Source organism: Variovorax sp. RO1 (assembly GCF_002849325.1).
GTDB lineage: Bacteria > Pseudomonadota > Gammaproteobacteria > Burkholderiales > Burkholderiaceae_C > Variovorax.
Genome location: NZ_PKMT01000004.1, coordinates 542,851 through 567,195, shown reverse-complemented (window position 1 = coordinate 567,195; position 24,345 = coordinate 542,851). Strand labels below are relative to the sequence as shown.

The following is a 24,345-nucleotide window of genomic DNA, read 5'->3' as shown; positions in this document are numbered from 1 at the left end:
AGGCGGGGCTTCACGTCCACACCCAGGTCTTCGGGCTTGAAGACGTCCAGTTGCTTCTTCTTGGCCTTCATGATGTTCGGCAGCGTCACATAGCGCGGCTCGTTCAGGCGCAGGTCGGTCGTGATGACCGCGGGCAGCGTGAGCGTCAGCGTTTCCATGCCGCCGTCGACTTCGCGTGCCACGGTGACCTTGTCGGCTGCCAGGTCGACCTTCGAGGCGAAGGTGGCTTGCGGCAGGTCGGCCAAAGCAGCCAGCATCTGGCCCGTTTGATTCGCGTCGTCGTCGATGGCTTGCTTGCCCAGGATGATCAGCTGGGGCTGTTCCTTGTCGACCAGCGCCTTGAGCAGCTTGGCAACCGCGAGAGGCTGCAACTCTTCAGTGGTCTCGACCAGGATGCCGCGATCGGCGCCGATGGCCATGGCGGTGCGCAGGGTTTCCTGGCACTTCGCATCACCGCACGACACGGCGATGACTTCGGTCACGAGGCCCTTTTCCTTCAGGCGAACCGCTTCTTCGACAGCGATCTCGTCGAAGGGGTTCATGCTCATCTTGACGTTGGCAATGTCCACCCCGGTGCCGTCGCTCTTGACGCGCACCTTCACGTTGTAATCGACGACCCGTTTGACAGGCACAAGAACCTTCATTGACTTGACTCCATTGGATTGCAAAAAGGGGGGCTTCGAGAGCAGCCTGCCATTTTAGGACGCCGGCCTTGGCTGCTACTCCATTCTTCTTGTTGGCCTCGAGGGCTCAAAAAAAGAACGATCGTGCTTTTCCGTGATTATAAAACAGCGGGAGGCGCTGCGGCCACACCCGCCGGCAAAGATTCCACTCGCAGCACCCGCTGCGGATAGGGAATGTCAATGCGGGCGGCCCGCAGTCCTTCGAGGATGGCGATGTTGATGGCCGAGCGCACGTTGTCCTTGCCCTTGTCAGGGTCGGCGACCCAGAAGTTCAGGCTGAACTCCAGTCCGTCGGGCGCAAAGGTGACGAGATAGGCCACGGGCGCCGGGTCGGTCATGACGCGCGGCTGGGCCTTGGCGGCGTCGCACAAAATGCCCTGCACCTGCGCCACGTCGCTCTCGTAGCCGACGACGATGTTGGTGGTGATGTTGAACTTGCGATCGGCCAGCGACAGGTTCTCGACCCGGCTGGTGATGAGCGATTCGTTCGGCACGATGGCTTCGCGCCCGTTGCCCGCGCGAATGAGCGTGTAGCGCGTCTTGATGTCGGTGATGCGACCCTCGAAGGTGTCGACCTTCACGTTGTCGCCGATGCGGATCGAGCGCTCCAGCAGGATCACGAAACCGCTCACGTAGTTGGCCGCCAGCTTCTGCAGGCCGAAACCCAGGCCCACGCCGAGCGCGCCGCCCAGCACCGACAGCGCCGTGAGGTCGACCCCCACCGCCGACAGCGCGAACAGCAGGCCGATCAGCAGCAAGAAGGCACGCACCGCGTTCGACGCCACCTTGCGCATCGACAGGTCGCTCACGGCCTCGCGCAGGATGCGCTTCTCGATGGTGCTGGCAATCCACAGCGCGATCATCAGCACCAGCCCGGCGGACAGCGCGCCCTGGATGATGGTCTGCAGGCTCACGCGGGTCTTGCCGAAGGCCAGTGTGATGTCGTCGAGCTCGGCCAGCACCGGCGGCAGCAGGCCGACGATCCACAGCACGGCGGCGATCCAGGCCAGCCACGAAATGGTGCGTTCGATCAGCCGCACGAGGCTGGAGGTCGGGAACACGGCCCGCAGCACCCGCGCGAACAGCCGGATGACCGCCAGCGACAGGAACACCGGCACGGCGATGCGCAGCACCAGCACCACCGGCAGCACATCGAGCGCCACGCGGCGCGCGATGCCGGTGAGCACCAGCGCGAGCAGCGGGAACAGCAGGCCGTCGAAGGTGCGCTCGCCGAACCAGATCGAGTCCTTGGGCTGATCGCGGCCGAACCACTTGCACACGGCCCATGCCACGGCCACGCAGGTCACGAGCACGGCCAGTTCGATGCCCAGGCCGTGCGCGTCGACCTGTTTCAGGCGCAGAAGGAAGTCGTCGAAATTGAAATTCATCGATGAAAGAAACATGGTGCCCCGCGGGCGCCGTCTGCGTTAGAGGTCTGCCAGCACGCGGATGTGCGCTTCCACACTGCGCGCCAGGGCGTCGAGGTGATAGCCGCCTTCGAGCAGGGAGACGATGCGCCCGCGCGCATGGCGCTTGGCGACATCGCGCACGCGGCCGGTGATCCAGGCGAAGTCGTTTTCGTTGAGGCCGAGCTGGCCCAGTTCATCTTCGCGGTGGGCGTCGAAGCCGGCGCTGATGAAGACCATCTGCGGCTTGAAGGCGTCGAGCCGCGGCATCCAGATCGCCTCGACCAGCTCGCGCACGTCCATGCCCTTGGTGTAGGCCGGGATCGGCAGGTTGAGCATGTTCGAGGCCGGGTGCTCGGTGCCGCTGTACGGATAGAACGGGTGCTGGAAGAACCCGACCATCAGCACGCGCGGGTCGTTCGACAAAATGTTCTCGGTGCCGTTGCCGTGGTGCACGTCGAAATCGACGATGGCCACGCGGTCCAGGCCGTGCACCTCGAGCGCGTGCCGCGCAGCAATGGCCACGTTGTTGAAGAAGCAGAAGCCCATCGCCTGCTCGCGGCAGGCATGGTGGCCCGGGGGGCGCACCGGGCAGAAAGCGTTCTCGATCTCGCCGGCCATCACGGCATCGGTCGCGGCGACAGCGGCGCCGGCAGCGCGGCGCGCGGCCAGCAGGGTGAATCGGGTCAGTACGGTATCGGGGTCGACCTGCGCGTGGTCGGGGCCGCCGGCGGGCGCGTCGGCCACGAGGCGCTGCTGCAGCTCCTCGAGGTGTTCAACGTGCGCGTGGCTGTGGGCCCGGGTGATCTGTTCCAGCGTGGCCAGGGGCACCTCGCCCCGCGCCAGCGCGTCGCCGACGCCGGTCAAAAGCAACCGGTCTTCGATGGCATCCAGCCGCTCAGGGCATTCGGGATGCCCGTTGCCCATGTCGTGCTTCCAGAAGTCGCGATGCGTGAAGTAGCCTGTCTTGCCCATCTCTCGCCGTGTCTCGTGTCGTCGCGTCTAGACCTCACACGGCATGGGGCCGCAAGGTCTTACGGTATCGTTTGCATATGGATACAAATATGGACGTAGCCGCGAAGCTAGCCTCTTTGCTGAGTCAGCTTAACACGGTGATTGTTGGCAAAGATGCCCAAGTGCGCGACTGCGTGGCCTGTTTGCTGGCCGGCGGACACCTGCTGATCGAGGACGTGCCGGGGGTCGGCAAGACCACCCTGGCCCATGCGCTCTCGCACACTTTCGGCTTGCAGTTCTCGCGCGTGCAGTTCACGGCCGACCTGATGCCGGGCGACCTGTCGGGCGTGGCGATCTACGACCGGGGGCAACAGGCCTTCGTGTTCCACCCCGGGCCGATCTTTGCGCAGGTGCTTCTGGCCGACGAAATCAACCGCGCCAGCCCCAAGACCCAGAGCGCGCTGCTCGAGGCGATGGAAGAAAAGCAGGTCACGGTCGAGGGCGAGACCCGCCCCCTGCCCTCGCCCTTCTTCGTGATCGCCACGCAGAACCCGCAGGACCAGCTCGGCACCTTCGCGCTGCCCGAGTCGCAGCTCGACCGTTTCCTGATGCGCATCTCGCTGGGCTACCCCGACCGCGCCGCCGAGCGCCAGCTGCTCGCGGGCGCCGACCGCCGCGAGATGCTCGCCGGCCTGCCTGCCCTGCTGACCGCCGGCGAACTCACCGCCCTGCAGCAGCGCGTGCAGCAGGTGCATGCGGCCGAGCCGCTGCTGAACTACCTGCAGGACCTGATCGCCGCGACCCGCTCGGGCCGCTGGTTTTTGCAGGGCCTGTCGCCGCGCGCGGGCATCGCCGTGCTGCGCGCCGCCAAGGCGCAGGCGCTGCTGGCCAACCGCAGCTACGTGGCGCCCGACGACATCCAGGCCGTGCTGCCGCAGACCATCGCGCACCGCCTCACGCCCGTGGGCGACGCGGGCCGCGGTGCGGTCGAACAGGTGCGCGCGATGATCGCCGCGGTGCCGCTGCCGTGAACCCTGTCGGCGTCCTGCGTTCGCGCCTCGACGGCTGGTTTCTTTCGCGTCGGCTGCCGTCGGACACGCTCGAACTCACCCAGCGCAACGTCTACATCCTGCCGACGCGCGCCGGCTGGACGCTGGCGGCCACGCTGCTGGTACTGCTGGTGGCGTCGATCAACTACCAGCTCAACCTGGGCTACCTGCTGACCTTCCTGCTGGCGGGCAGCGTCGCGGTGGGCATGCACGTGTGCCACGCCACCTTGCGCGGGCTGGCGCTGCGCATGGTGCCGCCCGAGGCGCAGTTCGCGGGCGCCGCCGCGGTGTTCCGCGTGGTGCTGCACAACACGCGGCGCAGCGTGCGCTACGGCATCGGCATGGCGGTGCGCGGCAGCGGCCAGTGGGCCTGGACCGACGTGCCGGCCGAAGGCACGTCGACCGTGGAGATCGCCTTCCAGCCCGAGCGGCGCGGCCTGCACCCGGTGCCGCCGCTGACCGCCGAGACGCGTTTTCCGCTCGGCACCTTCCGCGTGTGGACGGTCTGGCGGCCGGCCGCGCAGATGCTCGTGTACCCGACGCCCGAAGCCCATCCGCCGCCGCTGCCACCGGGTGAACCGCTCTCCGGGCCCGCCGCCGCGTCGGCCGCGATGCGGGCGCAGAACGCCGGCGAATACGACGGCGTGCGCGCCTACCGCCGCGGCGATCCACTGAAGCTCGTGGTGTGGAAAAAGGCCGCGCGCGCACAGGCCAACGGCTCCGAAGACCTCGTGAGCCGCGACACGCAGCACACGCAGCGCGAAGAACTCTGGCTCGACGCGCAGGCTGCCGCGCTGCCCGACGCCGAAGCCCGCCTGTCGCGCCTGTGCGCCTGGGTGCTCATGGCCGACCGGCTCGGCGTGGACTACGGCGTGCGCGTCGCCGGGCGCACCGTGAACCCCTCGCAGGGCGAAGCCCACCGGCGCGCCTGCCTCGAAGCGCTGGCGCTGTGCGCATGAACGAGGTCGTCGCATGAACCGGGTCGCACGCGAACTCACCGCACTGCCAAGGGACGCACGGGACACGCTGTTCCTGCTCTGCGTCATCGGCCTGATCCTGCTGCCGCAGGTGAACGAACTGCCGTGGTGGTGCTCGGCCATCACCGCCATGGTGCTGCTGTGGCGCGCCTCGCTGGCGGTGCAGGCGCGCCCGCTGCCCAGCAAGTGGTGGCGCATCGCGCTGCTGGCGCTGGCGCTGGCCGGCACCTACGCCACCCACCGCACGCTGCTGGGCCGCGACGCGGGCGTGACGCTGGTCGTGTGCCTGCTGGCGCTCAAGACGCTGGAGCTGCGCGCGCGGCGCGACGCCTTCGTGGTCTTCTTCCTGGGCTTCTTCGCGATGCTCACGAACTTCTTCTATTCGCAGTCGCTGCTCACCGCCTTCACCATGCTGCTGGCGCTGCTGGGCCTGCTGACGGCGCTGGTCAACGCCCACATGCCGGTGGGCCGGCCGCCGCTGATGCAGGCGGCGCGCACCGCCGGCTGGATGGCGCTGGCGGGCGCGCCGGTGATGCTCGCGCTGTTCCTGCTGTTCCCGCGCTTCGCGCCACTGTGGGGCACGCCCAGCGACGCCATGGCCGGACGCAGCGGGCTGTCGAACACGATGCGGGTCGGCACCATCGCCGAACTGGCGCTCGACGACAGCATCGCCGCGCGCATCAAGTTCGACGACAACCGCGCGCCGCCGCAAAGCCAGCTCTACTTTCGCGGCCCCGTGCTGGCGCAGTTCGACGGCCGTGAGTGGACGGCGCTGCCGACCTGGGCGCGCAGCGGGCAGTCGGTGTCGAACCTGCGCACGCGCGGCGAGCCGGTGCGCTACGAGGTCACGCTCGAAGCCAGCCAGCGCCCATGGCTGCTCACGCTCGACGCGGCGCCGCGCGCGCCCGCGCTGCCCGGCTACGAGGTCATCGGCACATCCGACCTGCAGTGGTTCGTGAATCGGCCGGTCACCGACCTCGTGCGCTACCGCGCAGAAAGCCATCCGCAGTTCGAAAGCGGCCCGGTCACACGCACTGGCAGCCGGCTCCAGCCCTACCTGGCGCTGCCGCCCGGCAGCAACCCGCGCACCGCCGCGCTCGCCGCCCAGATGCGCGCCGACCCCGCGCTGGCCGGCGCCGATGCCCAGGCGTTCGTGCAGGCCGCGCTGCAACGCCTGCGCACCGGCGGCTACACCTACACGCTGGAGCCCGGCGTGTACGGCAACGAGACCGCCGACGAGTTCTGGTTCGATCGCAAGGAAGGCTTCTGCGAGCACATCGCCTCCGCCTTCGTGGTGCTGATGCGCAACCTGCAGATCCCCGCGCGCATCGTCACCGGCTACCAGGGCGGCGAGCTCAACAACGTCGACAACTACTGGGTGGTGCGCCAGAGCGACGCGCACGCCTGGGCCGAAGTGTGGCAAGAGGGCGCGGGCTGGGTGCGCGTCGACCCGACCGGCTCGGTCGCACCGGGCCGCATCGGGCAGTTCCAGCGCCTCGTGCCGCAACCCGGCCTGTTCGCCGGCGCCATCGGCGTCATGAGCCCGACGCTGGTGCAGAACCTGCGCGCCGCCTGGGAGGCCGTGAACAACGGCTGGAACCAGTGGGTGCTCAACTACACGCAGAGCCGCCAGCTCGACCTGCTCAAGACCCTCGGCTTCAACGCCCCGAGCCTGGAAGACCTGGCCTACGTGCTGCTGTACCTGCTGGTGGCCGCAAGCCTGGCCGGCGCCGGCTGGACGCTGTGGGAGCGCAGCCAGCACGACCCGTGGCTGCGGCTGCTGGGCCGCGCGCGCGCGCGCCTCGCGAAGGCCGGCCTGCCGCTGCCCGAGACCGCGTCACCGCGGCAGATGGCCCAGGCGGCCGACGCCCGCTTCGGGCCCGCCGCGCAGGCCGTGCGCGACTGGCTGCTGAAGCTCGAAGCCCAGCGCTACGCCCCCACCACCCCGGCCTCGCTCGCCGCGCTGCGCGCCGAGTTCCGCCGGCTGCCCTGGCCGCCCACACCACCGCGCGCCTGACACACAGGACACGCGGCTGCAACCACATGTGTCGCCCGAAAGTGCGCATGCGCACGGGCGGCACAATCATGTCCATGTCACACGCCTTCCCCATGCCTTTGCGCGCCGCAGTGGCCGCCACCGCCCTCCTCGCCGCCTGCGCCGCCTGGCCCACGGGCGCCCTGGCCCAGAAGCCCCAGGCCAACGGCCGCCCCGCGGTCACGCCGGTGCGTGGCAGCATCCCGTACGCCACGCGCGACGACGCCATGGCTTTCGCCGACGACGTCGCCCAGCGCCGCAACCTCGACCGCGAATGGGTGCGCGCCACCATCGGCGCCGCGCGCTTCCTGCCCAACGTGCCGCGCCTGATGCTGCCGGGCCCCGTCGGCACGGTGAAGAACTGGCAGACCTACCGCAGCCGCTTCATCGACCCGGTGCGCATCGCGGCCGGCGTGCGCTTCTGGCGCGCCAACGCCGACACGCTCGCGCGCGCCGAAGCGACCTACGGCGTGCCGCCGGAAATCATCGTCGGCATCGTCGGCGTGGAAACCATCTACGGCCGCAACATGGGGAACTTCCGCGTGATCGATGCACTGGCCACGCTGTCCTTCGACTTTCCGCAAGGCCACCCGCGCGCTGCCGAGCGCATCGCCTTCTTCCGCGGCGAGCTCGAAAGCTTCCTGAGCACCGAAAGCCGCACCGCCGACGATCCGCTCACGCCCGTGGGCAGCTACGCCGGCGCGATGGGCATGCCGCAGTTCATGCCCAGCAGCATCGCCAAGTACGCGGTCGACTTCGACGGCGACGGCCGCATCGACCTCGTGAACAACCCGGTCGACGTGATCGGTTCGGTCGCGAGCTACTTCAAGGGCTTCGGCTGGACGCCGGGCATGCCGTCGATCTACCCGGTGCACTTCGAGGAAGCGCGCCTGAAGAAGGCGCTGCTGCTGGCGCCCGACATCCTGCCGACCTTCAGCGCCGACAGCTTCGTCGCCGCAGGCGCCGTGCCCGAAGGCGAAGGCCTGAAGCACAAGGGCCTGCTCGCACTCATCGAACTGCAGAACGGCCTCGACGCGCCGCCGACCTACGTCGCCGGCACGCGCAATTTCTACGTGATCACGCGCTACAACTGGAGCAGCTACTACGCGATGTCGGTGCTCGACCTGGGCCAGGAGGTCAAGGCCGCGATGGAGCAATAACGGTGATGACACCGCAGGCGCTGCACGCGAACTGGACAGAGGCCTGGCGCGCGCTCGGCGTGGCCGCGCCCGACGACACGCTGCAGCAGGAGCTGCAGCACCGCTACAGCGAGCCGCAGCGGCAGTACCACACGATGCAGCACCTCGGCGAATGCCTCGCGTGGTTCGACCAGGAACAGGCGCTGGCCGAACGCCCCGGCGAAGTCGCGCTGGCGCTGTGGTTCCACGACGCGATCTATGACGTGCATGCGCACGACAACGAGGCGCGCAGCGCCGACTGGGCGCGGCAGGCGTTGCAAGCCGCCGGCGCAGACGCAGCGGCGGCCGATCGCGTCCACGCGCTTGTCATGGCGACGCGCCACGACGCCGTGCCCCAGGGCCGCGATGCTGAATTGCTGATCGACATCGACCTGTCGATCCTCGGTGCCGATCGCACGCGCTTCGACGAGTACGAGCGCCAGGTGCACGCGGAATACGGTTTCGTTCGCGAGGAGATTCGCCTGCCGCGTCGGCGCGCGATCCTCCAGCGCTTTCTCGACCGCCCGGCGATCTACGCCACGCCGCGCCTGCATGCGCTGCTCGAAGCGCGAGCGCGCGCGAACCTTCAGCGCTCGATCGCGGGCTGATCGCTCGGCACCAGCCGCCACCACTCGGTGCGCGGCGGCGCATCGCCGTAGGCTTCTTCCACCACACCGAACAGCAGGCCATCCGGCCCTGCGCCGAGCTGCGACAACGCCAGCGGACGCGCGAGATCGCGGCACAGCATGAAGCTCGCATCGCCCTGCCAGTCGAGGCAGCGGCCGACCTCGGCCAGCATCAATGCGGGCTGGCTCTGCATGAAAGTGAACGGCATCGGCAAGCCCGCATCGAGCTGCGCGAGCCCCGCACGCGTAGCCTCCCACGCGCCGCGCTGGCTGGTCACGCGCAGGCGCGCCCCTGTAGGCAACGCGGCTTCGCCGGCGGCGTCGAGGCACGCGCGCGCGCCGTACATCGCGAGTTCGGTCCACAAGCCGACGCGGCGCGGCCGGCGGCCCAGGCGCGTCGCGAGTGCGTCGCGCCAATCATCGGGTGGCGGATGCGCCACGACATGCGCGGCCGTGCGCCAAGCAAGGGTGACAGTGCTCATGCGGCGCCGCAATCCGTGAGCACCAGCGACGCATGCCCGCCGCCGAAGCCCACCACGTTGAGCAGGATGTGACGCAACCGCGCCGGCGGCCCGTCGCTCAGCGCGATGCCGAGCGTCTCGTCCAGCGCATAGCCGACCGACGGCCAAACGCCGCCTTCGATGCAGCCGACCAGCAAGGCCAGCTCCGCCGCCCCGGCCGCGCCAAGCGTGTGACCGATCGCCGACTTGAGCGACACCAGCGGCGGCAGCGGGTCGAACACCTGCCGCAGCGCCTCGACCTCGATCGCGTCGTTGACCGGGCTGCCGGCGGCCTGCACCTTGATGAGGTCGATGTCCGCGGGCTGCAGGCCGCTGCGCGCGAGCGTCTCGAGGCACATCGCGCGCACCGCGCTCGCCTCGGTGCCCGAGGGATTGCGGCCGTCGACCACGTTGGCGCCGCCGCCCAGCGCCCAGCGCGCAGGTTGCGATCCGAGCCGCAGTGCCGCCACGGCCTCGCCGAGCACCAGCCCCTGGCGTCCCGCGCCGAAGGGCCGTGCGCTGTCGGGCGCCAGCAGCTGCATCGCGCCGAAGCCGGCCACGGTGAAGCGGTTGTCGAGCTCGGCGCCGATCACCAGCGCCTCGCGGGCCTCGCCCGCGCGCACCATGTCGGCCGCCGCCAACATCGCATTGAGCGCCGACGTGCAGGCGGTCGAGACGGTGAAGACCGGGCCTTGCCAGTCGAGCGCGGCGGCGGCGATGTCGGCAAAGTCCTGCAGGTCGCCGCTCAGCCGTTCGTCGTGCTGCGCGTGTTCCATCGCGCCGATGTCGAGCGACGATGACGCCACGAACAGCGGCCCCTGGCGGTCCAGCCCAGCGCCGGTCTGCGCGACCACGCGGCGCACCGTGTGCTGCACGCGCTGCGCCCAGTCACCGGGCGGCACCGCCAGCGTGTACACCGGCCACTGCAGGCCATCGGCCACCGTCACCGGTGTGGGTGGAACGCCGCCGCGCCGCAATGCTGCGAGCGCGGACGGCACATCGTCGCCGAGCACGCAAGCCAGGCCCATACCGGCCAGGTACACCGGACTCCTCAGGCTCATGCCTTGCCCGCTTGCACCAGGTGTTCCGCCAGGTGCGCGATGGAGCTCAGGGCGCGGCGCGTGTCCTTGCTGTCGGGCATGCGCAGGCCGAAGTGCTGCTGGATCGCCATCGACACCTGCAGCGCGTCGAGCGAGTCGAGGTCGAGCCGCGCCTCGGGGCCGAACAGCGGCTCGTCGTCGCCGAGGCCGCCGGGCGGTGGTTCTTTCTCGACGGCCTCGAGCACGAGGGCCTTGAGGCGGGCGATGAATTCAGGAGAAGAAACGGTGCTCGTCACGGTGCGCGCCTGCGAAACAGAAAGACAGCCACGAAAAACATGAGGGCCGCGAACGCCACCAGCCGGCCGACCTGCGGCAGCACCTCGGCCGCGCCGCCGCCGCGCAGCAGCACGGTGAGCAGCGCTTCGAGCCCCCAGTTCATGGGAGAGATTTCGACCATGCGCTGCATGAAGCCCGGCATGACGAACTTGGGCACCATGATGCCGCCCGCCGCCGCCATCAGCACATTCACCATCGGGCCGAGCGTGGCGGCCTGCGCATGGCTTTTCACGAGGCAGGCCACCGCGAGCGACAGGCTCACGGCCGCCAGGCTCACGGCCGCGAGCGAGAGCAGCAGGCCGCCCCAGTGGATGCCCGACAGCGAGAGCGCATCGCCGCCGATCATCGGCATGAGCCAGATGCCTGCCGCCAGCATCAGCAGCGCCTGCAGCGCGTTCACGCCGAGGTAGGGCAAGGCCTTGGACGCCAGCAGCATCGAGCGCGACACGCCCAGGCTCTGCAGCCGGCCGAGCGCGCCCGAGCCGCGCTCCTGCACGAACAGGCTGGACAGCGAGGCCACGACGAAGAACATGCCGAACACCAGCCAGGCCGGCACGTTCTGCTGCACCGACGTGGGCCGCGGGCCGGCCGTGGCAAAGCGCTCCGCCTGCACCATCGCCTGGATGGACGCGTCGGGCGCAGGGCTGGCCGTGCCGGGCACCGCCAGCGCGAGCCGCGCCTTGAGTTCGCCCGAGGCACCGATGAGTTCGGCGCGCAGCGCGTTGAACAGGTTGGCATCGATGCCGGGCTCGGCCAGCAGGCGGATGTGGGCGCGCGTGGAAAGCGCGGCCGATTCCAGTTCTTCCGACAGGCCGGGCTCCAGCACGATCACGTACTTGAGCGTGCCGCTGCGCAGCCGCGCCTGCCAGTCGGCGCCCAGTGGCTGCGGCACGCCGTGGCTGCGTTGCCAGATCTGCAGCAGCCACTTGGCGGGCGTGCCGCTGTCGCGCACGTCGACCGCGTAGCTCAACTCGGCCAGCGGCGGGCGGTAGATGTCTTTCAGCGTGAGCGACATCAGCACGATGAACACCATCGGCATCACGAACAGCACGGCCAACCCGTGCATGTCGCGCACGAGAGCCAGCAGTTCTTTCTTGATGAGCGCGAAGAGCATGGCGTTCGATCAGTCGCGCAGCGAACGGTGGGTGAGCGCCATGAAGAGCTGCTCGAGGTCGTGGCGGCCGAACTCGGCCTGGCGCACCTCGATGCCCTCGGCTTCGAGCGCGGCCAGCACGGGGCCGGGGCCGCTGCCGGCATTGAGGTGGATGCGCCAGTGCGCCGCGCCCTGCTCCACCGTGCCGAAGCGCGACAGCATCTGCGCGTCGAGCCCGTCGGCGGCCAGGGTCAGCAGCATCGCGCTTTGCGACAGCAGCGCGTCGAGCGGACCTTCGCGCAGCACGCGACCCTGGTCGAGGATGGCCACGCGGTCCGCGATGGCCTCGATCTCTTCCATGTAGTGCGAGGCGTAGATCACTGCCGCGCCGGCCTGCGCCAGGCTCTTGATGGCGTCGAGAATGAAGGCGCGCGACTGCGGATCGACGCCCACGGTCGGCTCGTCGAACAGCATCAGCTCGGGTTCGGGCAGCAAGGCGATCGCGAGGTTGAGGCGGCGCTTGAGGCCACCCGAGAGCCGTTCGGCGCGCACGCCCGAAAACTGCTCCAGCTGCGCGAACTGCGTGCATGTGTCGATGCGCGCCTTCTTCCGCGCCCCCGAAAGTTTGCCGGCCGCGGCAAAGCAGGCCAGGTTCTCGGCCACGGTGAGCATCGGATAGAAGGCCTGGTCCTGCGGCGCGACGGCGATGCGCGTGGGCGCCTTGGCGCGCACCTGCTGCAACGGCTGGCCGTCGATGCGGATGTCGCCCGACTGCACCGCGAGCGCGCCCGACAGGTGCGAGATCAGCGTGGTCTTGCCGGCGCCGTTCGGGCCGAGAAGACCGAGCACGCAACCGCGCGGCACGGCGAGCGACACGTCGGCCAGCGCGGCCTTGTCAGCGTGCGGGTAGCGGTAGCCGAGCTGGTGCAGCTCCAACATCAGGCAACAGCGGCCTTGAGGTCGCGGAAGAAGGTTTCTTCCTGCTGCGCCTGCTCGCGCAGCTTGCCGGCGAGCGCGACCGGATCCACAGGCTCGCGCCCCTTCACCATGCGCGCCGCCTTGAGCGCGAACGCGCGCCAGCCGTCGCCGATGGCGATCAGGCGTTCGGACATCTGCGTGAGCTGCGGCTTGTCGAGCAGCTGCGCCGCCTCCTGCAGGAAGCCCGCGTAGATGAAGCGGAAGCCCGCCCCGCCCGTGCCGATTTCTTCCTGCATGCGCACCAGGTGGCCGATGAAGTCGACGCTGCGCGGATCGCTGGGCGACAGCTTCTGCATGCGCTTGGCCAGCGTGCGCATGCCGCGCACGCCGACGATGGGCACGGGCGCGAGCATGTTGCGCACGGTCTTGCGGATGGCCTTGGTGACCGAGGCGGCGTCGACCGCCTTGCGCTCGATGGCCTGCGGGTAGTACATGAGCCCCTTGGGCGCCAGCACGCCCTTGGCGAAGCGGGCGCGCGACAGGTCTTCGCTCGCGCAGCGCACGGGTGCCTCGAACACGGGGTCGCTGATCAGGTAGTCGTCGCCGTCCTTGCCGTAGACCAGCAGGTTGTGCGCGTTGAAGTGAAAGCGCATGTTCGGCGGAAAGTACGGCAGCCAGTAGACCGAGGTCTGCAGGCCCACGAGCTGACCGTCGGCCAGCAACGCGTCGAGCCGCTGCTGCCCGGCTTGCGGGCTGCGGAAGGTCTCGAAGCGAAAGCGCGCGGCCATCGGCGCCAGCAGGCCCTTGATGATGGCCTTGGGCGGCATGCGGTACGAGATGAGCGGCAGGCCCGACAGCTTGATGAACGGCAGGTAGGCGAACGACAGCGCCGACGACAACCCCAGCGCCATCGCCTCGCTCATCGGCGCGCCGTGGTGGCGCATGAGGCTGGAGATGACGCCGCTTTCGCAGTGCGCCGCCTGTTGGTGTTGGAAGTTCACGGCAGGCCTTGCAGGGTGGAAACGGGCAAGCCCAGCGCCTGGCCGTAGCGGGCGAGCTGGGCCGGCGACAGCGCGGCGAAATGGCGCGGCTGCAGGTGGCGGCGCACGCGCCATTGCCAGAAGCCGCTGGTCTGCGAGAGCAGCGCCACGTCCATGCGGCGCTCGTACATCCAGTATTCGAGCGGCGAAGCCAGCCCGGCCTTCACGCGCGTCTTGGCCTCTTGTGCCTGCTCGACCAGCACGTCGACCGCGTGGCTGGTGACGATCTCTTCCGCCTCCCAGCCCTTCGACGTGGTGGTGACGACGCGGCCTTGCGCGTCGCGGGCGTACATCAGCTTGGAATGGCCGGCGAGGGTCGCGTTGCCCTCCTGTGGCACGGCATCGAGGTCCATGGCTACACCGCCTCCAGGTAGATGAAGCCGCTCGAGAAGCGACCGCTTTCGGGCACGAACATCAGCAACTTCTGGCCGGGCTTGATGCGACCGGAACGGAACAGCTCGTCCAGCATGATGTACGGCGAGGCCGAACCGGTGTTGCCCTTGGTCGCGAGGTTGCTGAACCAGCGCTCGCGCGGAATCGGCAGGCCCAGCGAGGCCAGGCTGGCGGCCACGGGCTCGACGAAATAGTGCGACGACAGGTGCGGCAAGAACCAGTCGATGTCGTCGGTCTTCAGCCCGCGGCGCTCGATGAGGGCTGCGAGCGGCTCGGTCAGCGTGGCGCGCACGATGTTGTCGTTGAGCAGGCGCACGTCCTGCTTGACCGCGAAGGTCGAGTCGCGCTGCCAGTCGGCGGGCGAGGTGCGGGCCCAGCCGTCGAGGCCGCCCTGCGCGTTCTTGTCGGCACCGGCGTACATGCACACCGGCAGTTCGTGCGCGGCCGATGACAGCTCGATCCATTCGACGCGCAGCGACAGCGGCCCGCGCGGCTCGCGCTCCAGCAGCACCGCGCCGGCGCCGTCGGACAGCATCCAGCGCAAGAAGTCTTTCTCGAAGGCGATCTCGGGGCGCGCTTCGAGCGCCTCGATCTTGTGTTCGAGCTCGGCCTCGAAGTTGATGCCGCGCATCACGGCCGAGGCCAGCTCGGAACCCGTGGCGACCGCGCGCCGCGCATCGCCCGCACGCACCGAGAGCCACGCATGCTTGAGCGCCGCCGCGCCGGCCAGGCAGATGCCGGCGCAGGCCACCACCTCGAGCCGGGGCCAGCCGAGTTCGCCGTGCACCATCACTGCGTGGTTGGGCATGAGCTGGTCGGGCAGCGAGGTGCCGGTCGCCAGGCAGTCGACCGGGCCGATGTCGTCGCCCAGCGCGCGGATGGCCGCGGCGGTGAGCTGTGCATTGGTCATGGCCAGTTGGCCGGTGGCGCGGTCGATGGCGTAGTGGCGCGACTGGATGCCGTTGCTGCGCAGGATGAGGCGTCGCGCACGCGACACCTTGCCGCCGATGCGACCCAGCACTTCTTCGATGTCTTCGTTGCTGACCGGAGAAAAAGGCAGGAAGGCAGCGGTGCGGGTCAGGAAAACATCAGTCGTCATAAAGAGGGAGCCGGTCCGTGGCAGAGCCCGACGGGCGCTCGAATTGAGCGGTCATTTTAGTCAGCCACCCTCGGAACAAAGGACGCAGCAGCGCCTGCAGGGTCAGGCTCACCGGCACGACGGTAACGATCAGCGCCAGCAGAAACAACACGTACAGCAGCAGCAGCGGTTTGCGCACCGCCGCGCCCGGCCCACCGGCCGCCATGATCAGCTTGCCCCAGAGGTAGAAGCTGCGCGTGCCGGCCTTCTCGCTGACCAGCAGGCGCGCGTCGGCGCGCACCGCACCCAGCCCGGCCAGCAAGGGCGCATCGCCCTGCTCTTTACCTGCGTGCAGCGCGTCGCGCAGGGCGCGGCCGAAGCGGCTGCAGCGGCGAATCTGCTCTTCGCTCAGGCCCGCGTCGGGCATGCCCCAGAAACCGCGCTTGCGGCCCCAGATGAGCCAGGCCGGCGTAGTGAAGAAGGTGGCCAGCGTGGGGCCGGGGTCGGTCAGCACCACGTTGTCGATCAGGCGCGCGCCAGTGGCGGCGAGCAGTCCCTTGAGCTTTTCGTGGGCCAGCAGCCACATGTTGCGGCACGCAATGACCGTGACCACGGGTTTTCCCTTGAGCAGTCGCGCCGCCACGGGGTGCTGCAGGAAGGCCGCAATCGGCTGCGCGGGCGCCAGGAACCAGACCTGGTACGGCAGGATGACGAGGTCGAAGTCTTCATCGCCCGTGAGGGTCAGCGGCGCCAGCGGGCCCGGCTTCATGTGGGCCGACTCGGGGAAGGCGTCGAAAAAAGTCAGGAACGGCCAGGGCCAGGGAAAGCTCTGCAGCGGCCGCAGCGTTTCCACATGCAGTTCGATGCCCGGATCGGCGCGCAGCGGCGCGGCGATCTGCCCGGCCACGCGGTCGAGCTGCCCGGTCTGCGAGTACTGGATCAGCAGGACGCGTTTGACACGCGCGCTCGGGGTGGCAAGAGGGCTGGCGGTGGGGCTGGAAGAACTTGGATTCACTGGCGGGGCGTGGCGGGGGCCGTCGAATGTAAGCGAAGCTTTTCAAAGGTGCATCTGCCATTGGTCATGGCGTCGCATGAATCCGACGAACCATTCGGGCAGAACGCGAAAAAGGGCCGCACCTCGCGGCACGGCCCTTGTTTGCATTTGTGATGCCCGGTGTGCGTTCAGCGCACCTTGCCGTCCTTCCAGGCGCTCAGCAGCTTGTTGTAGTCGATGGTCTCGCCCTTGGGCTTTTCGTTGGCCAGCTTCTTCCACGGGGCGTTCTTGTCGCTGAGCCACTTGTTCGGGTCGCCCTTCGGATTGAGCTTGGGTGCGCAATGGGCCATGCCGGCGCGTTGCAGGCGGCCCATCACGTTGTCCATCTCGTCGGCCAGGTTGTCCATGGCTTTTTGCGGGGTCTTCTCGCCCGTGACGGCTTCGGCCACGTTCTTCCACCACAGCTGCGCCAGCTTCGGGTAGTCGGGCACGTTGGTGCCGGTGGGCGTCCACGCCACGCGGGCCGGGCTGCGGTAGAACTCGACCAGGCCGCCCAGCTTGGGCGCCATGTCGGTCATGGCCTTGCTCTGGATGTCCGATTCGCGGATCGGGGTCAGGCCCACGATGGTCTTCTTGAGCGACACGCTCTTGGAGGTCACGAACTGGGCGTAGAGCCAGGCGGCTGCCGTCTTGTTGGCGTCATGGCCGTTGAAGAACGACCACGAACCCACGTCCTGGTAGCCGTTCTGCATGCCCTGCTTCCAGTACGGGCCGTTCGGGCCGGGCGCCATGCGCCACTTGGGCGTGCCGTCCTCGTTCACCACGGGCAGGCCCTTCTTGGTCATGTCGGCCGTGAAGGCCGTGTACCAGAAGATCTGCTGGGCAATCTGGCCCTGCGCGGGCACCGGGCCGGCTTCGCCGAAGGTCATGCCCATGGCTTCCTTGGGCGCGTACTTCTTCATCCAGTCGATGTACTTGGTGAGCGCGTACACGGCGGCCGGCGAGTTGGTCGCACCGCCGCGCGACACGGCGGCGCCCACGGGCGTGCACTTGTCGTCGGCCACGCGAATGCCCCACTCGTCGATCGGCATGCCGTTCGGGGTGCCGATGTCGGCGGTGCCGGCCATCGAGAGCCACGCGTCGGTGAAGCGCCAGCCCAGCGACGGGTCTTTCTTGCCGTAGTCCATGTGGCCGTAGATCGGTTTGCCGTCGATGGTCTTCACGTCGACGCTGAAGAACTCGGCGATGTCTTCGTAGGCGCTCCAGTTCAGCGGCACGCCCAGGTCGTAGCCGTACTTGGCCTTGAACTTGTCCTGCAGGTCCTTGCGCGCAAACAGGTCGGCGCGGAACCAGTACAGGTTGGCGAACTGCTGGTCGGGCAGCTGGTACAGCTTGCCGTCGGGCGCAGTGGTGAACTTGGTGCCGATGAAGTCCTTGATGTCGAGCCCGGGGTTGGTGTACTCCTTGCCCGCACCGGCCATGTAGTCGGTGAGGTTCATCATCTTGCCGTAGCGGTAGTGCGTACCGATCAGGTCGGAGTCGGAAATCCAGCCGTCGTAGATCGACTTGCCCGACTGCATCGAGGTCTGCAGCTTCTCGACCACGTCGCCTTCCTGGATCAGGTCGTGCTTCACCTTGATGCCGGTGATTTCCTCGAAGGCCTTGGCCAGCGTCTTCGATTCGTATTCATGCGTGGTGATGGTCTCCGACACCACCGAGATTTCCTTGACGCCCTTGGCCTGCAGCTTCTTGGCCGCATCGATGAACCACTTCATCTCGGCCGCCTGCTGGTCCTTGCTCAGGGTCGACGGCTGGAACTCGCTGTCGATCCATTTCTTGGCCTCGGGCTCTGCGGCCCATGCGCCGTGCGCGGCGACCATCGCCGCCGCCATTGCCAATGCCGTGTAGCGCATCTTCATGAATATGTCTCCTCGGTTGTGCTTCCCCGGTTTTTTCATCGCGGCTCCGGGGAGGCGGAGAGCCGGACGCGTTGGCGAAATTAAGGTTGCGGTCGCCGCCGGGCCGCCCCAAGGCGAGCCGCGCCTCCCCCTTGGGGGGTGGAGAAGTACACGAAGTGACAAGCCGGGGGGCACATTTTTCTAGCCTTTACGCATGACCAGGGCAAGAACCAGCATCGACAGCACGAAGCCGATCCAGATCGAAGGTTCGGCCTCCAGGCTCATCCACTCCTGCACCTTGCCGGCCACGCCGACGAAGACCAGGTTCACGTACGCAGCGGACAGCAGGCCGATGAACAGCCGGTCGCCGCGCGTGGTGGCAATGGGCAGCCAGCCGCGCCGCATGACGGTGGGCGACTTGATCTCCCACACGGTCATGCCGACCAGCATGAGCGCGATGCAGGTGAAGAAAACGGCCACGGGGGTGGTCCAGACCATCCAGTCGAACATGTCTTGGTCTCCTTAGACGCGGCCCATCGCAAAGCCTTTTGCGATGTAGTGGCGGACAAACCAGATCACGATCGCGCCCGGCACGATGGTGAGCACACCCGCCGCGGCCAGCGTCGCCCAGTCCATGCCCGAGGCGCTCACCGTGCGCGTCATCGTCGCCACGATGGGCTTGGCGTTCACGCTCGTGAGCGTGCGCGCCAGCAGCAGCTCGACCCAGCTGAACATGAAGCAGAAGAACGCCGCCACGCCCACGCCGGCCTTGATGAGCGGCAGGAAGATGGTGAGGAAGAATCGCGGGAACGAGTAGCCGTCGATGTACGCCGTCTCGTCGATCTCACGCGGAATGCCGCTCATGAAGCCTTCGAGAATCCACACCGCCAGCGGCACGTTGAAGAGCAGGTGCGCCAGCGCCACGCCCAGGTGCGTGTCCATCAACCCGACCGTGCTGTACAGCTGGAAGAACGGCAGCAGAAACACCGCGGGCGGCGTCATGCGGTTCGTGAGCAACCAGAAGAACACGTGCTTGTCGCCCAGGAACGAATAGCGCGAGAACGCATACGCTGCCGGCAGCGCCACGGTGAGCGAGATCACCGTGTTGATCGCCACGTAGATCAGGCTGTTGATGTAGCCCGAGTACCACGACTCGTCGGTGAAGATGCGCGCGTAGTTGGCCCAGGTGAGCTGCTGCGGAAAGAACGAGAAGCTCGACACGATCTCCTCGTTCGTCTTGAAGCTCATGTTGATCATCCAGTAGATGGGCAACAGCGCGAACAGGATGTACAGCAGCAAAAAGATGCTGCGCTTGTGGAAGCGTTTCTCGTTCATTGTTCTTTCTCCACTTCTTGCGTACCCACCCGCTGCATCCAGTTGTAGAGCACGAAGCAGAACAACAGGATGATCAGGAAATAGATCAGCGAGAAGGCTGCAGCCGGCCCCAGGTCGAACTGCCCCACGGCCTTCTGCGTGAGGTACTGGCTCAGGAAGGTGGTCGCGTTGCCCGGCCCGCCGCCCGTCAGCACGAAGGGCTCGGTGTAGATCATGAAGCTGTCCATGAAGCGCAGCAGCACGGCAATCATCAGCACGCCGCGCATCTTGGGCAGCTGGATGTAGCGGAACACCGCGAACTTGCTGGCGCCGTCGATGCGTGCGGCCTGGTAGTAGGCGTCGGGAATCGAGCGCAGCCCCGCATAGCAGAGCAAGGCCACCAGCGGCGTCCAGTGCCACACGTCCATCACCAGCACCGTGAGCCACGCGTCGGTCGCGCTGCCGGTGTAGTTGTATTCGATGCCCATGACCTGCAGCGCGTGGCCCAGGAGGCCGATGTCGGCGCGCCCGTAGATCTGCCAGATGGTGCCCACCACGTTCCACGGAATGAGCAGCGACAGCGCCACCACCACCAGCACCGCCGACGACTTCCAGCCCGTGGCCGGCATCGACAGCGCGAGCGCGATGCCCAGCGGAATCTCCACCAGCAGCACCGAGAGCGAGAAGCCCAGCTGGCGCCACAGCGCCTGGTGCAGCTCGTCGTCGCGCATCACGGCGGCAAACCATTCGGTGCCGACGAACACGCGCCGGTCGGGCGAGATGATGTCCTGCACGGAGTAGTTGACCACCGTCATCAGCGGCACGATGGCCGAGAAGGCCACGCAGATCAGCACGGGCAGCACGAGCCACCATGCCTTCTGGTTGATCGGCTTGTTGGTTGGGTTCATGCGACCAGCTCCTCGTCCTTGTAGTAGCACGTGTGCGTATCAAGCACCCGCAGCCACACCGTGTCGCCCACCGCCGGCGGCTGTTCGTCCGAGTGCATGCGAACCTTGACCACGCCACCGCCGACCTCCGCACTCAACATCGCGTGCGTGCCGACGTCCTGCACCTGCTTCACCACAGCCGGCACGGCGCCGGCGGCGCCCGCATTCGACAGGCGCAGGTACTCGGGCCGGATGCCGATCTTGAGCGCGCCGGGCGGCAGTTCGCGCGTCGGCACCAGCGGCGTGCCCGCCACTTCGAGCGCACCGTTGGCGCTGTGGGCCGACAAAAAGTTCATGCCCGGCGAACCGATGAAATGCCCGACGAAGGTGTGGGCCGGCCGCTCGAACAGCGCCTCGGCGCTGCCCACCTGCACGGCCTTGCCGCGCGTCATGACCACCACCTCTTCGGCGAAAGTGAGCGCCTCGACCTGGTCGTGCGTCACGTAGATCAGCGTGAGCTTGAGCTCGCGGTGGATCTGCTTGAGCTTGCGGCGCAGCTGCCACTTCAGGTGCGGGTCGATCACGGTGAGCGGTTCGTCGAACAGCACCGCCGACACGTCGCTGCGCACCAGCCCGCGGCCCAGCGAAATCTTCTGCTTGGCGTCGGCCGCCAGGCCCGCGGCGCGCTGGTTGAGCTGGCCGCTCATGTCGAGCATTTCGGCGATTTCGCCGACGCGCTTCTTGATCTGGTCTTCGGGCACCTTGCGGTTGCGCAGCGGGAACGCGAGGTTCTCGGCCACGGTCATGGTGTCGTAGATCACCGGGAACTGGAACACCTGCGCGATGTTGCGTTCCTGCGGCGTGGCGCGCGTCATGTCGCGGCCGTCGAAGCTCACGCTGCCCTGCGAGGGCACGAGCAGGCCCGAGATGATGTTGAGCATGGTCGTCTTGCCGCAGCCCGAAGGGCCGAGCAGGGCATACGCGCCGCCATCGCGGAAGCTCATCTTGAGCGGGAGCAGCGCGTAGTCGCTGTCCTGCGTGGGGTTGGCGCGGTAGGCGTGGGCCAGGTCGAGATCGATGCGTGCCATGACTAGCTTCCTTTGCGCCATGCCGGCGCGCGCGCCAGCTTTTCGCTGGCATCGAACACATAGGCCTGCGACGCGCTGAAGTACAGCGTGATCGCGGCGCCCAGCTCGAAGCGGTGCACACCGGTGAGCTGCGCCACCAGTTCGCCCACCGCGGTATCGACGTGCACGAAGGTGTCGGAGCCCGAAATCTCGGCCAGCTCCACCTTGCCGGACAAGGCGATGTCGCCCTCCCCTGCACCCACATTCAAGGCACTCGCGCGCAGGCCGACGGTGACGGGGCCCGACACGCTTTCAGGCAGGGCCAGCGTGAGTGCGGGCCCGCCTGCGAGTTGCACCTGGCCGGCGGTGGCCGTGCCCGCCAGCAGGTTCATCGGCGGATCGCTGAAGGCGCGTGCCACGCGCAGCGACTGCGGCGCATGGAACACCTCGGCGGTCGGGCCGTACTGCAGCAGCTCGCCGGCATCCATCACGGCCGTGTAGCCGCCGAGCAGCAGCGCTTCGCCGGGCTCGGTGGTGGCGTAGATGACGGTCGAGTCGCCGGTGGCAAAGAGCTGCGTGAGTTCTTCGCGCAAGCCTTCGCGCAGCTTGTAGTCGAGGTTGACCAGCGGCTCGTCGAGCAGCATGAGCGGTGCGTTCTTGGCGAGCGCACGCGCCAGCGCCACGCGCTGCTGCTGGCCGCCCGACAGCTCGGCCGGCAGGCGGTCGAGGAACATGCCGATGTGCAGCTTGTCGGCCAGCGCCTTCACGCGCGCCTCGATGTTCGATTCGCCGCGCAGCTTCAGCGGCGAGGCGATGTTGTCGAACACCTTGAGCGAGGGGTAGTTGATGAACTGCTGGTAGACCATCGCGACGTTGCGCTCGCGCACCGGCGTGCCGGTGACGTCCTTGCCGTCGACCAGCACACGCCCGGTGCTCGGTGTGTCGAGCCCGGCCATGAGACGCATCAGGCTGGTCTTGCCGGCCTGCGTGGCGCCGAGCAGCACGGTCACCGCGCCGCTTTTGGGCGCAATGCTCTGCTCGTAGAGCCAGGTGTGCGCGCCGACCTTCTTGGTGACGCGCTCCAGAGTCAGCTGCATCAGCTCACCTCCACTTCCACGGTGTCGTTGTTGTTCGTCGCGTGGGCCTGCAGCCAGATCGCCACCTGCTCGCGCTCGGCGGGCGTGTAGTGCAGGCCGAGCTTGGTGCGGCGCCAGAGCACGTCGTCCGAGCTCACGGCCCATTCGCGCGCCTGCAAAAAGCGCAGCTCGCGCTCATACAGGCCGGGCGCGACCTCGGCGCCCATGTCGGCCAGCGCCTGCGACTCGCCGACCAGTTCGGCCACGCGCGCGCCGTAGCCGCGCGCCAGCCGCAGCGCGACCTTGGCGTCGAGCCAGGGGTACTTCGCCTGCACGGCCGTCACGAAGCGGCCGAAGTCGTCGTCGGGGCGCTTGGGCGCGCCGATCCAGGCCGACAGGTCGCCGCCGGCCAGGAAGGCGCCGTCGGTCCATGCCGGGCGTTGCGCGCCCGACTGGCCGAGCATCTTGCCGACCTCGTCGGCGGCATCTTCGGCCAGCTTGCGGAAGGTGGTGATCTTGCCGCCCCACACCGACAGCAGCGGCGCGGCGGTGGTGTTCGACTCGAGCAGGTAGTCGCGCGTAACGGCCGAGGGGTCGCCCGAGGCGTCGTCCAGCAGCGGGCGCACGCCCGAGTAGGTCCAGACCACGTCGGCCGGCACGATGGCCTTGTCGAAGTAGCGGCTGGCCTGGGTGCAGAGGTAGTCGATTTCTTCCTGCGCGATGCGCGCGCCGCCGGGATCGTCGCCGCTGATCTCGATGTCGGTGGTGCCGATCAGCGTGAACGCGCCCTGGTAAGGAATGGCGAAGATGATCCGCTTGTCGGGGTTCTGGAAGATGTAGGCGTGGTCGTGGTCGAACAGGCGCGGCACGATGATGTGGCTGCCCTTCACGAGCCGCAGGCTCTTGGTGGCCAGCGCCTCGCCGCGCGCCGACTGGGCCACGCCGCGCAGGAAGGACTCGGCCCACGGGCCGGCCGCGTTCACCACGGCGCGTGCGCGCACGGTGCGGTGCGCGCCGTCGGGGCCTTCGAGCGTGGCGACCCAGCCGTCGGCGCCGCGTTGCGCATGGATGCAGCGCGTGCGCGTGAGCACCTCGGCGCCCTTCGAGCGCGCATCGATGGCGTTGAGCACCACCAGCCGCGCATCGTCGACCCAGCCGTCCGAGTACACGAAGCCGCGCTTGTACTGCGCCTTGAGCGGCGCGCCGGCCGCGTGCTGGCGCAGGTCGATGCCGCGCGACGGCGGCAGCACCTCGCGCTTGGCGAGGTGGTCGTACATGAACAGGCCGATGCGGATCATCCAGGCCGGGCGCATCGACGGGTCGTGCGGCATCACGAAGCGCAGCGGCCACATGATGTGCGGCGCGCTCTTGAGCAACACTTCGCGCTCCTGCAGCGCCTTGCGCACCAGCGAGAACTCGTAGTACTCCAGGTAGCGCAGCCCGCCGTGGATCAGCTTGGTCGAAGAAGAAGAGGTGTGCGAGGCCAGGTCGTCCTTCTCGCACAACACCACGCGCCAGCCCCGGCCGGCCAGGTCGCGCGCAATGCCGCACCCGTTGATGCCGCCGCCGACGATCAGCACATCGCATTCGGTGGCCGGCGCGGCCGCTGGAGAAGAGAAATCGGTCACAGGCTGGGGGTCCGTAGGTTCGTGACTTTTGTCAGCAAAGGCCGAGATTGTATTTTCGAGTTTTTTCATTTGGATTCCTTTTGGCGCGATTTTCCTCCGAGTTTTCCCTTACTCAGATTCGTTTTCTTTCGTTTTAAAGTGACGCGGCCTGTACCCTCGACCCCAGTCTTTCCGC

24 protein-coding genes are annotated in these 24,345 nt (G+C 68.1%); 5 read left to right on the top strand and 19 right to left on the bottom strand.

Annotated features, from left to right (window positions below; translation table 11 throughout):
- The 3 genes from CY658_RS23065 to CY658_RS23055 form a co-directional block, all read right to left on the bottom strand.
- A partial coding sequence (locus tag CY658_RS23065) for an electron transfer flavoprotein subunit beta/FixA family protein (protein WP_101492422.1) occupies positions 1–644 on the bottom strand: 644 nt, incomplete at its 3' end.
- 137 nt (positions 645–781) lie between these two features.
- The gene (locus CY658_RS23060) at positions 782–2,071 is read right to left on the bottom strand and encodes a mechanosensitive ion channel family protein (protein WP_101492383.1); all 1,290 of its coding nucleotides are present in this window, start codon (positions 2,069–2,071) and stop codon (positions 782–784) included.
- A gap of 39 nt (positions 2,072–2,110) precedes the next feature.
- Positions 2,111–3,064, bottom strand: a complete 954-nt coding sequence (locus CY658_RS23055; RefSeq protein WP_099796365.1) for a histone deacetylase family protein — start codon at positions 3,062–3,064, stop codon at positions 2,111–2,113.
- Between the two features lie 89 nt (positions 3,065–3,153).
- Here CY658_RS23055 and CY658_RS23050 point away from each other — a divergent pair, with 89 nt between their 5' ends.
- From CY658_RS23050 to CY658_RS23030, 5 genes are all read left to right on the top strand, one after another.
- The gene (locus tag CY658_RS23050; protein WP_101492382.1) at positions 3,154–4,074 is read left to right on the top strand and encodes an AAA family ATPase; all 921 of its coding nucleotides are present in this window, start codon (positions 3,154–3,156) and stop codon (positions 4,072–4,074) included.
- On the top strand, positions 4,071–5,051 hold the full coding sequence (locus CY658_RS23045; RefSeq protein ID WP_101492381.1) for a DUF58 domain-containing protein: 981 nt from the start codon (positions 4,071–4,073) through the stop codon (positions 5,049–5,051). The genes CY658_RS23050 and CY658_RS23045 overlap by 4 nt, the downstream gene beginning before the upstream one ends.
- A 13-nt stretch (positions 5,052–5,064) precedes the next feature.
- Positions 5,065–7,086: a transglutaminase TgpA family protein gene (locus CY658_RS23040; RefSeq protein WP_101492380.1), complete on the top strand. Its 2,022-nt coding sequence runs from the start codon at positions 5,065–5,067 to the stop codon at positions 7,084–7,086.
- A gap of 92 nt (positions 7,087–7,178) precedes the next feature.
- Positions 7,179–8,264 (top strand): lytic murein transglycosylase B, encoded by a 1,086-nt coding sequence (mltB, locus tag CY658_RS23035; RefSeq protein WP_180839025.1) that lies wholly within the window; start codon positions 7,179–7,181, stop codon positions 8,262–8,264.
- Between the two features lie 5 nt (positions 8,265–8,269).
- Entirely contained in the window at positions 8,270–8,890 is a 621-nt protein-coding gene (locus CY658_RS23030) for an HD domain-containing protein (protein ID WP_101492379.1), read from the top strand.
- On the opposite strand, the gene CY658_RS23025 is transcribed toward CY658_RS23030, so the two are convergent.
- The 16 genes from CY658_RS23025 to glpD form a co-directional block, all read right to left on the bottom strand.
- A complete protein-coding gene (locus CY658_RS23025; protein WP_101492378.1) occupies positions 8,869–9,390 on the bottom strand; it encodes a hypothetical protein in 522 nt (173 codons plus the stop codon). The two genes, CY658_RS23030 and CY658_RS23025, sit on opposite strands and share 22 nt — an antisense overlap.
- Positions 9,387–10,469, bottom strand: coding sequence for a beta-ketoacyl synthase N-terminal-like domain-containing protein (locus tag CY658_RS23020; RefSeq protein WP_101492377.1), 1,083 nt, complete (start codon positions 10,467–10,469; stop codon positions 9,387–9,389). Before CY658_RS23020 ends, CY658_RS23025 begins: the two co-directional genes overlap by 4 nt.
- Positions 10,466–10,744: an acyl carrier protein gene (locus CY658_RS23015; protein WP_101492376.1), complete on the bottom strand. Its 279-nt coding sequence runs from the start codon at positions 10,742–10,744 to the stop codon at positions 10,466–10,468. Before CY658_RS23015 ends, CY658_RS23020 begins: the two co-directional genes overlap by 4 nt.
- Positions 10,741–11,898, bottom strand: coding sequence for an ABC transporter permease (locus CY658_RS23010; protein WP_101492375.1), 1,158 nt, complete (start codon positions 11,896–11,898; stop codon positions 10,741–10,743). Before CY658_RS23010 ends, CY658_RS23015 begins: the two co-directional genes overlap by 4 nt.
- A 9-nt stretch (positions 11,899–11,907) precedes the next feature.
- Complete coding sequence (locus CY658_RS23005) at positions 11,908–12,816, bottom strand: ABC transporter ATP-binding protein (RefSeq protein WP_101492374.1); 909 nt, start codon at positions 12,814–12,816, stop codon at positions 11,908–11,910.
- The gene (locus CY658_RS23000) at positions 12,816–13,796 is read right to left on the bottom strand and encodes a BtrH N-terminal domain-containing protein (RefSeq protein ID WP_101492373.1); all 981 of its coding nucleotides are present in this window, start codon (positions 13,794–13,796) and stop codon (positions 12,816–12,818) included. The genes CY658_RS23005 and CY658_RS23000 overlap by 1 nt, the downstream gene beginning before the upstream one ends.
- On the bottom strand, positions 13,793–14,188 hold the full coding sequence (locus CY658_RS22995) for a hypothetical protein (RefSeq protein ID WP_101492372.1): 396 nt from the start codon (positions 14,186–14,188) through the stop codon (positions 13,793–13,795). Before CY658_RS22995 ends, CY658_RS23000 begins: the two co-directional genes overlap by 4 nt.
- Positions 14,189–14,190: 2 nt before the next feature.
- Positions 14,191–15,327: a beta-ketoacyl-ACP synthase III gene (locus CY658_RS22990; RefSeq protein ID WP_099796352.1), complete on the bottom strand. Its 1,137-nt coding sequence runs from the start codon at positions 15,325–15,327 to the stop codon at positions 14,191–14,193.
- The gene (locus tag CY658_RS22985; RefSeq protein WP_257884965.1) at positions 15,317–16,321 is read right to left on the bottom strand and encodes a dialkylrecorsinol condensing enzyme; all 1,005 of its coding nucleotides are present in this window, start codon (positions 16,319–16,321) and stop codon (positions 15,317–15,319) included. Before CY658_RS22985 ends, CY658_RS22990 begins: the two co-directional genes overlap by 11 nt.
- 167 nt (positions 16,322–16,488) lie before the next feature.
- Complete coding sequence (locus CY658_RS22980) at positions 16,489–18,219, bottom strand: ABC transporter substrate-binding protein (RefSeq protein ID WP_101492371.1); 1,731 nt, start codon at positions 18,217–18,219, stop codon at positions 16,489–16,491.
- 180 nt (positions 18,220–18,399) lie between these two features.
- On the bottom strand, positions 18,400–18,708 hold the full coding sequence (locus tag CY658_RS22975) for a DUF2160 domain-containing protein (RefSeq protein WP_101492370.1): 309 nt from the start codon (positions 18,706–18,708) through the stop codon (positions 18,400–18,402).
- 12 nt (positions 18,709–18,720) lie between these two features.
- Positions 18,721–19,533: a carbohydrate ABC transporter permease gene (locus CY658_RS22970; protein WP_101492369.1), complete on the bottom strand. Its 813-nt coding sequence runs from the start codon at positions 19,531–19,533 to the stop codon at positions 18,721–18,723.
- Positions 19,530–20,420 (bottom strand): carbohydrate ABC transporter permease, encoded by an 891-nt coding sequence (locus tag CY658_RS22965; RefSeq protein ID WP_062476737.1) that lies wholly within the window; start codon positions 20,418–20,420, stop codon positions 19,530–19,532. Before CY658_RS22965 ends, CY658_RS22970 begins: the two co-directional genes overlap by 4 nt.
- Positions 20,417–21,487 (bottom strand): ABC transporter ATP-binding protein, encoded by a 1,071-nt coding sequence (locus tag CY658_RS22960; protein ID WP_101492368.1) that lies wholly within the window; start codon positions 21,485–21,487, stop codon positions 20,417–20,419. Before CY658_RS22960 ends, CY658_RS22965 begins: the two co-directional genes overlap by 4 nt.
- A 2-nt stretch (positions 21,488–21,489) precedes the next feature.
- Positions 21,490–22,563, bottom strand: coding sequence for an ABC transporter ATP-binding protein (locus CY658_RS22955; RefSeq protein WP_101492367.1), 1,074 nt, complete (start codon positions 22,561–22,563; stop codon positions 21,490–21,492).
- Entirely contained in the window at positions 22,563–24,239 is a 1,677-nt protein-coding gene (glpD, locus tag CY658_RS22950) for a glycerol-3-phosphate dehydrogenase (RefSeq protein WP_101492366.1), read from the bottom strand. The genes CY658_RS22955 and glpD overlap by 1 nt, the downstream gene beginning before the upstream one ends.
- Positions 24,240–24,345: the final 106 nt, after the last annotated feature.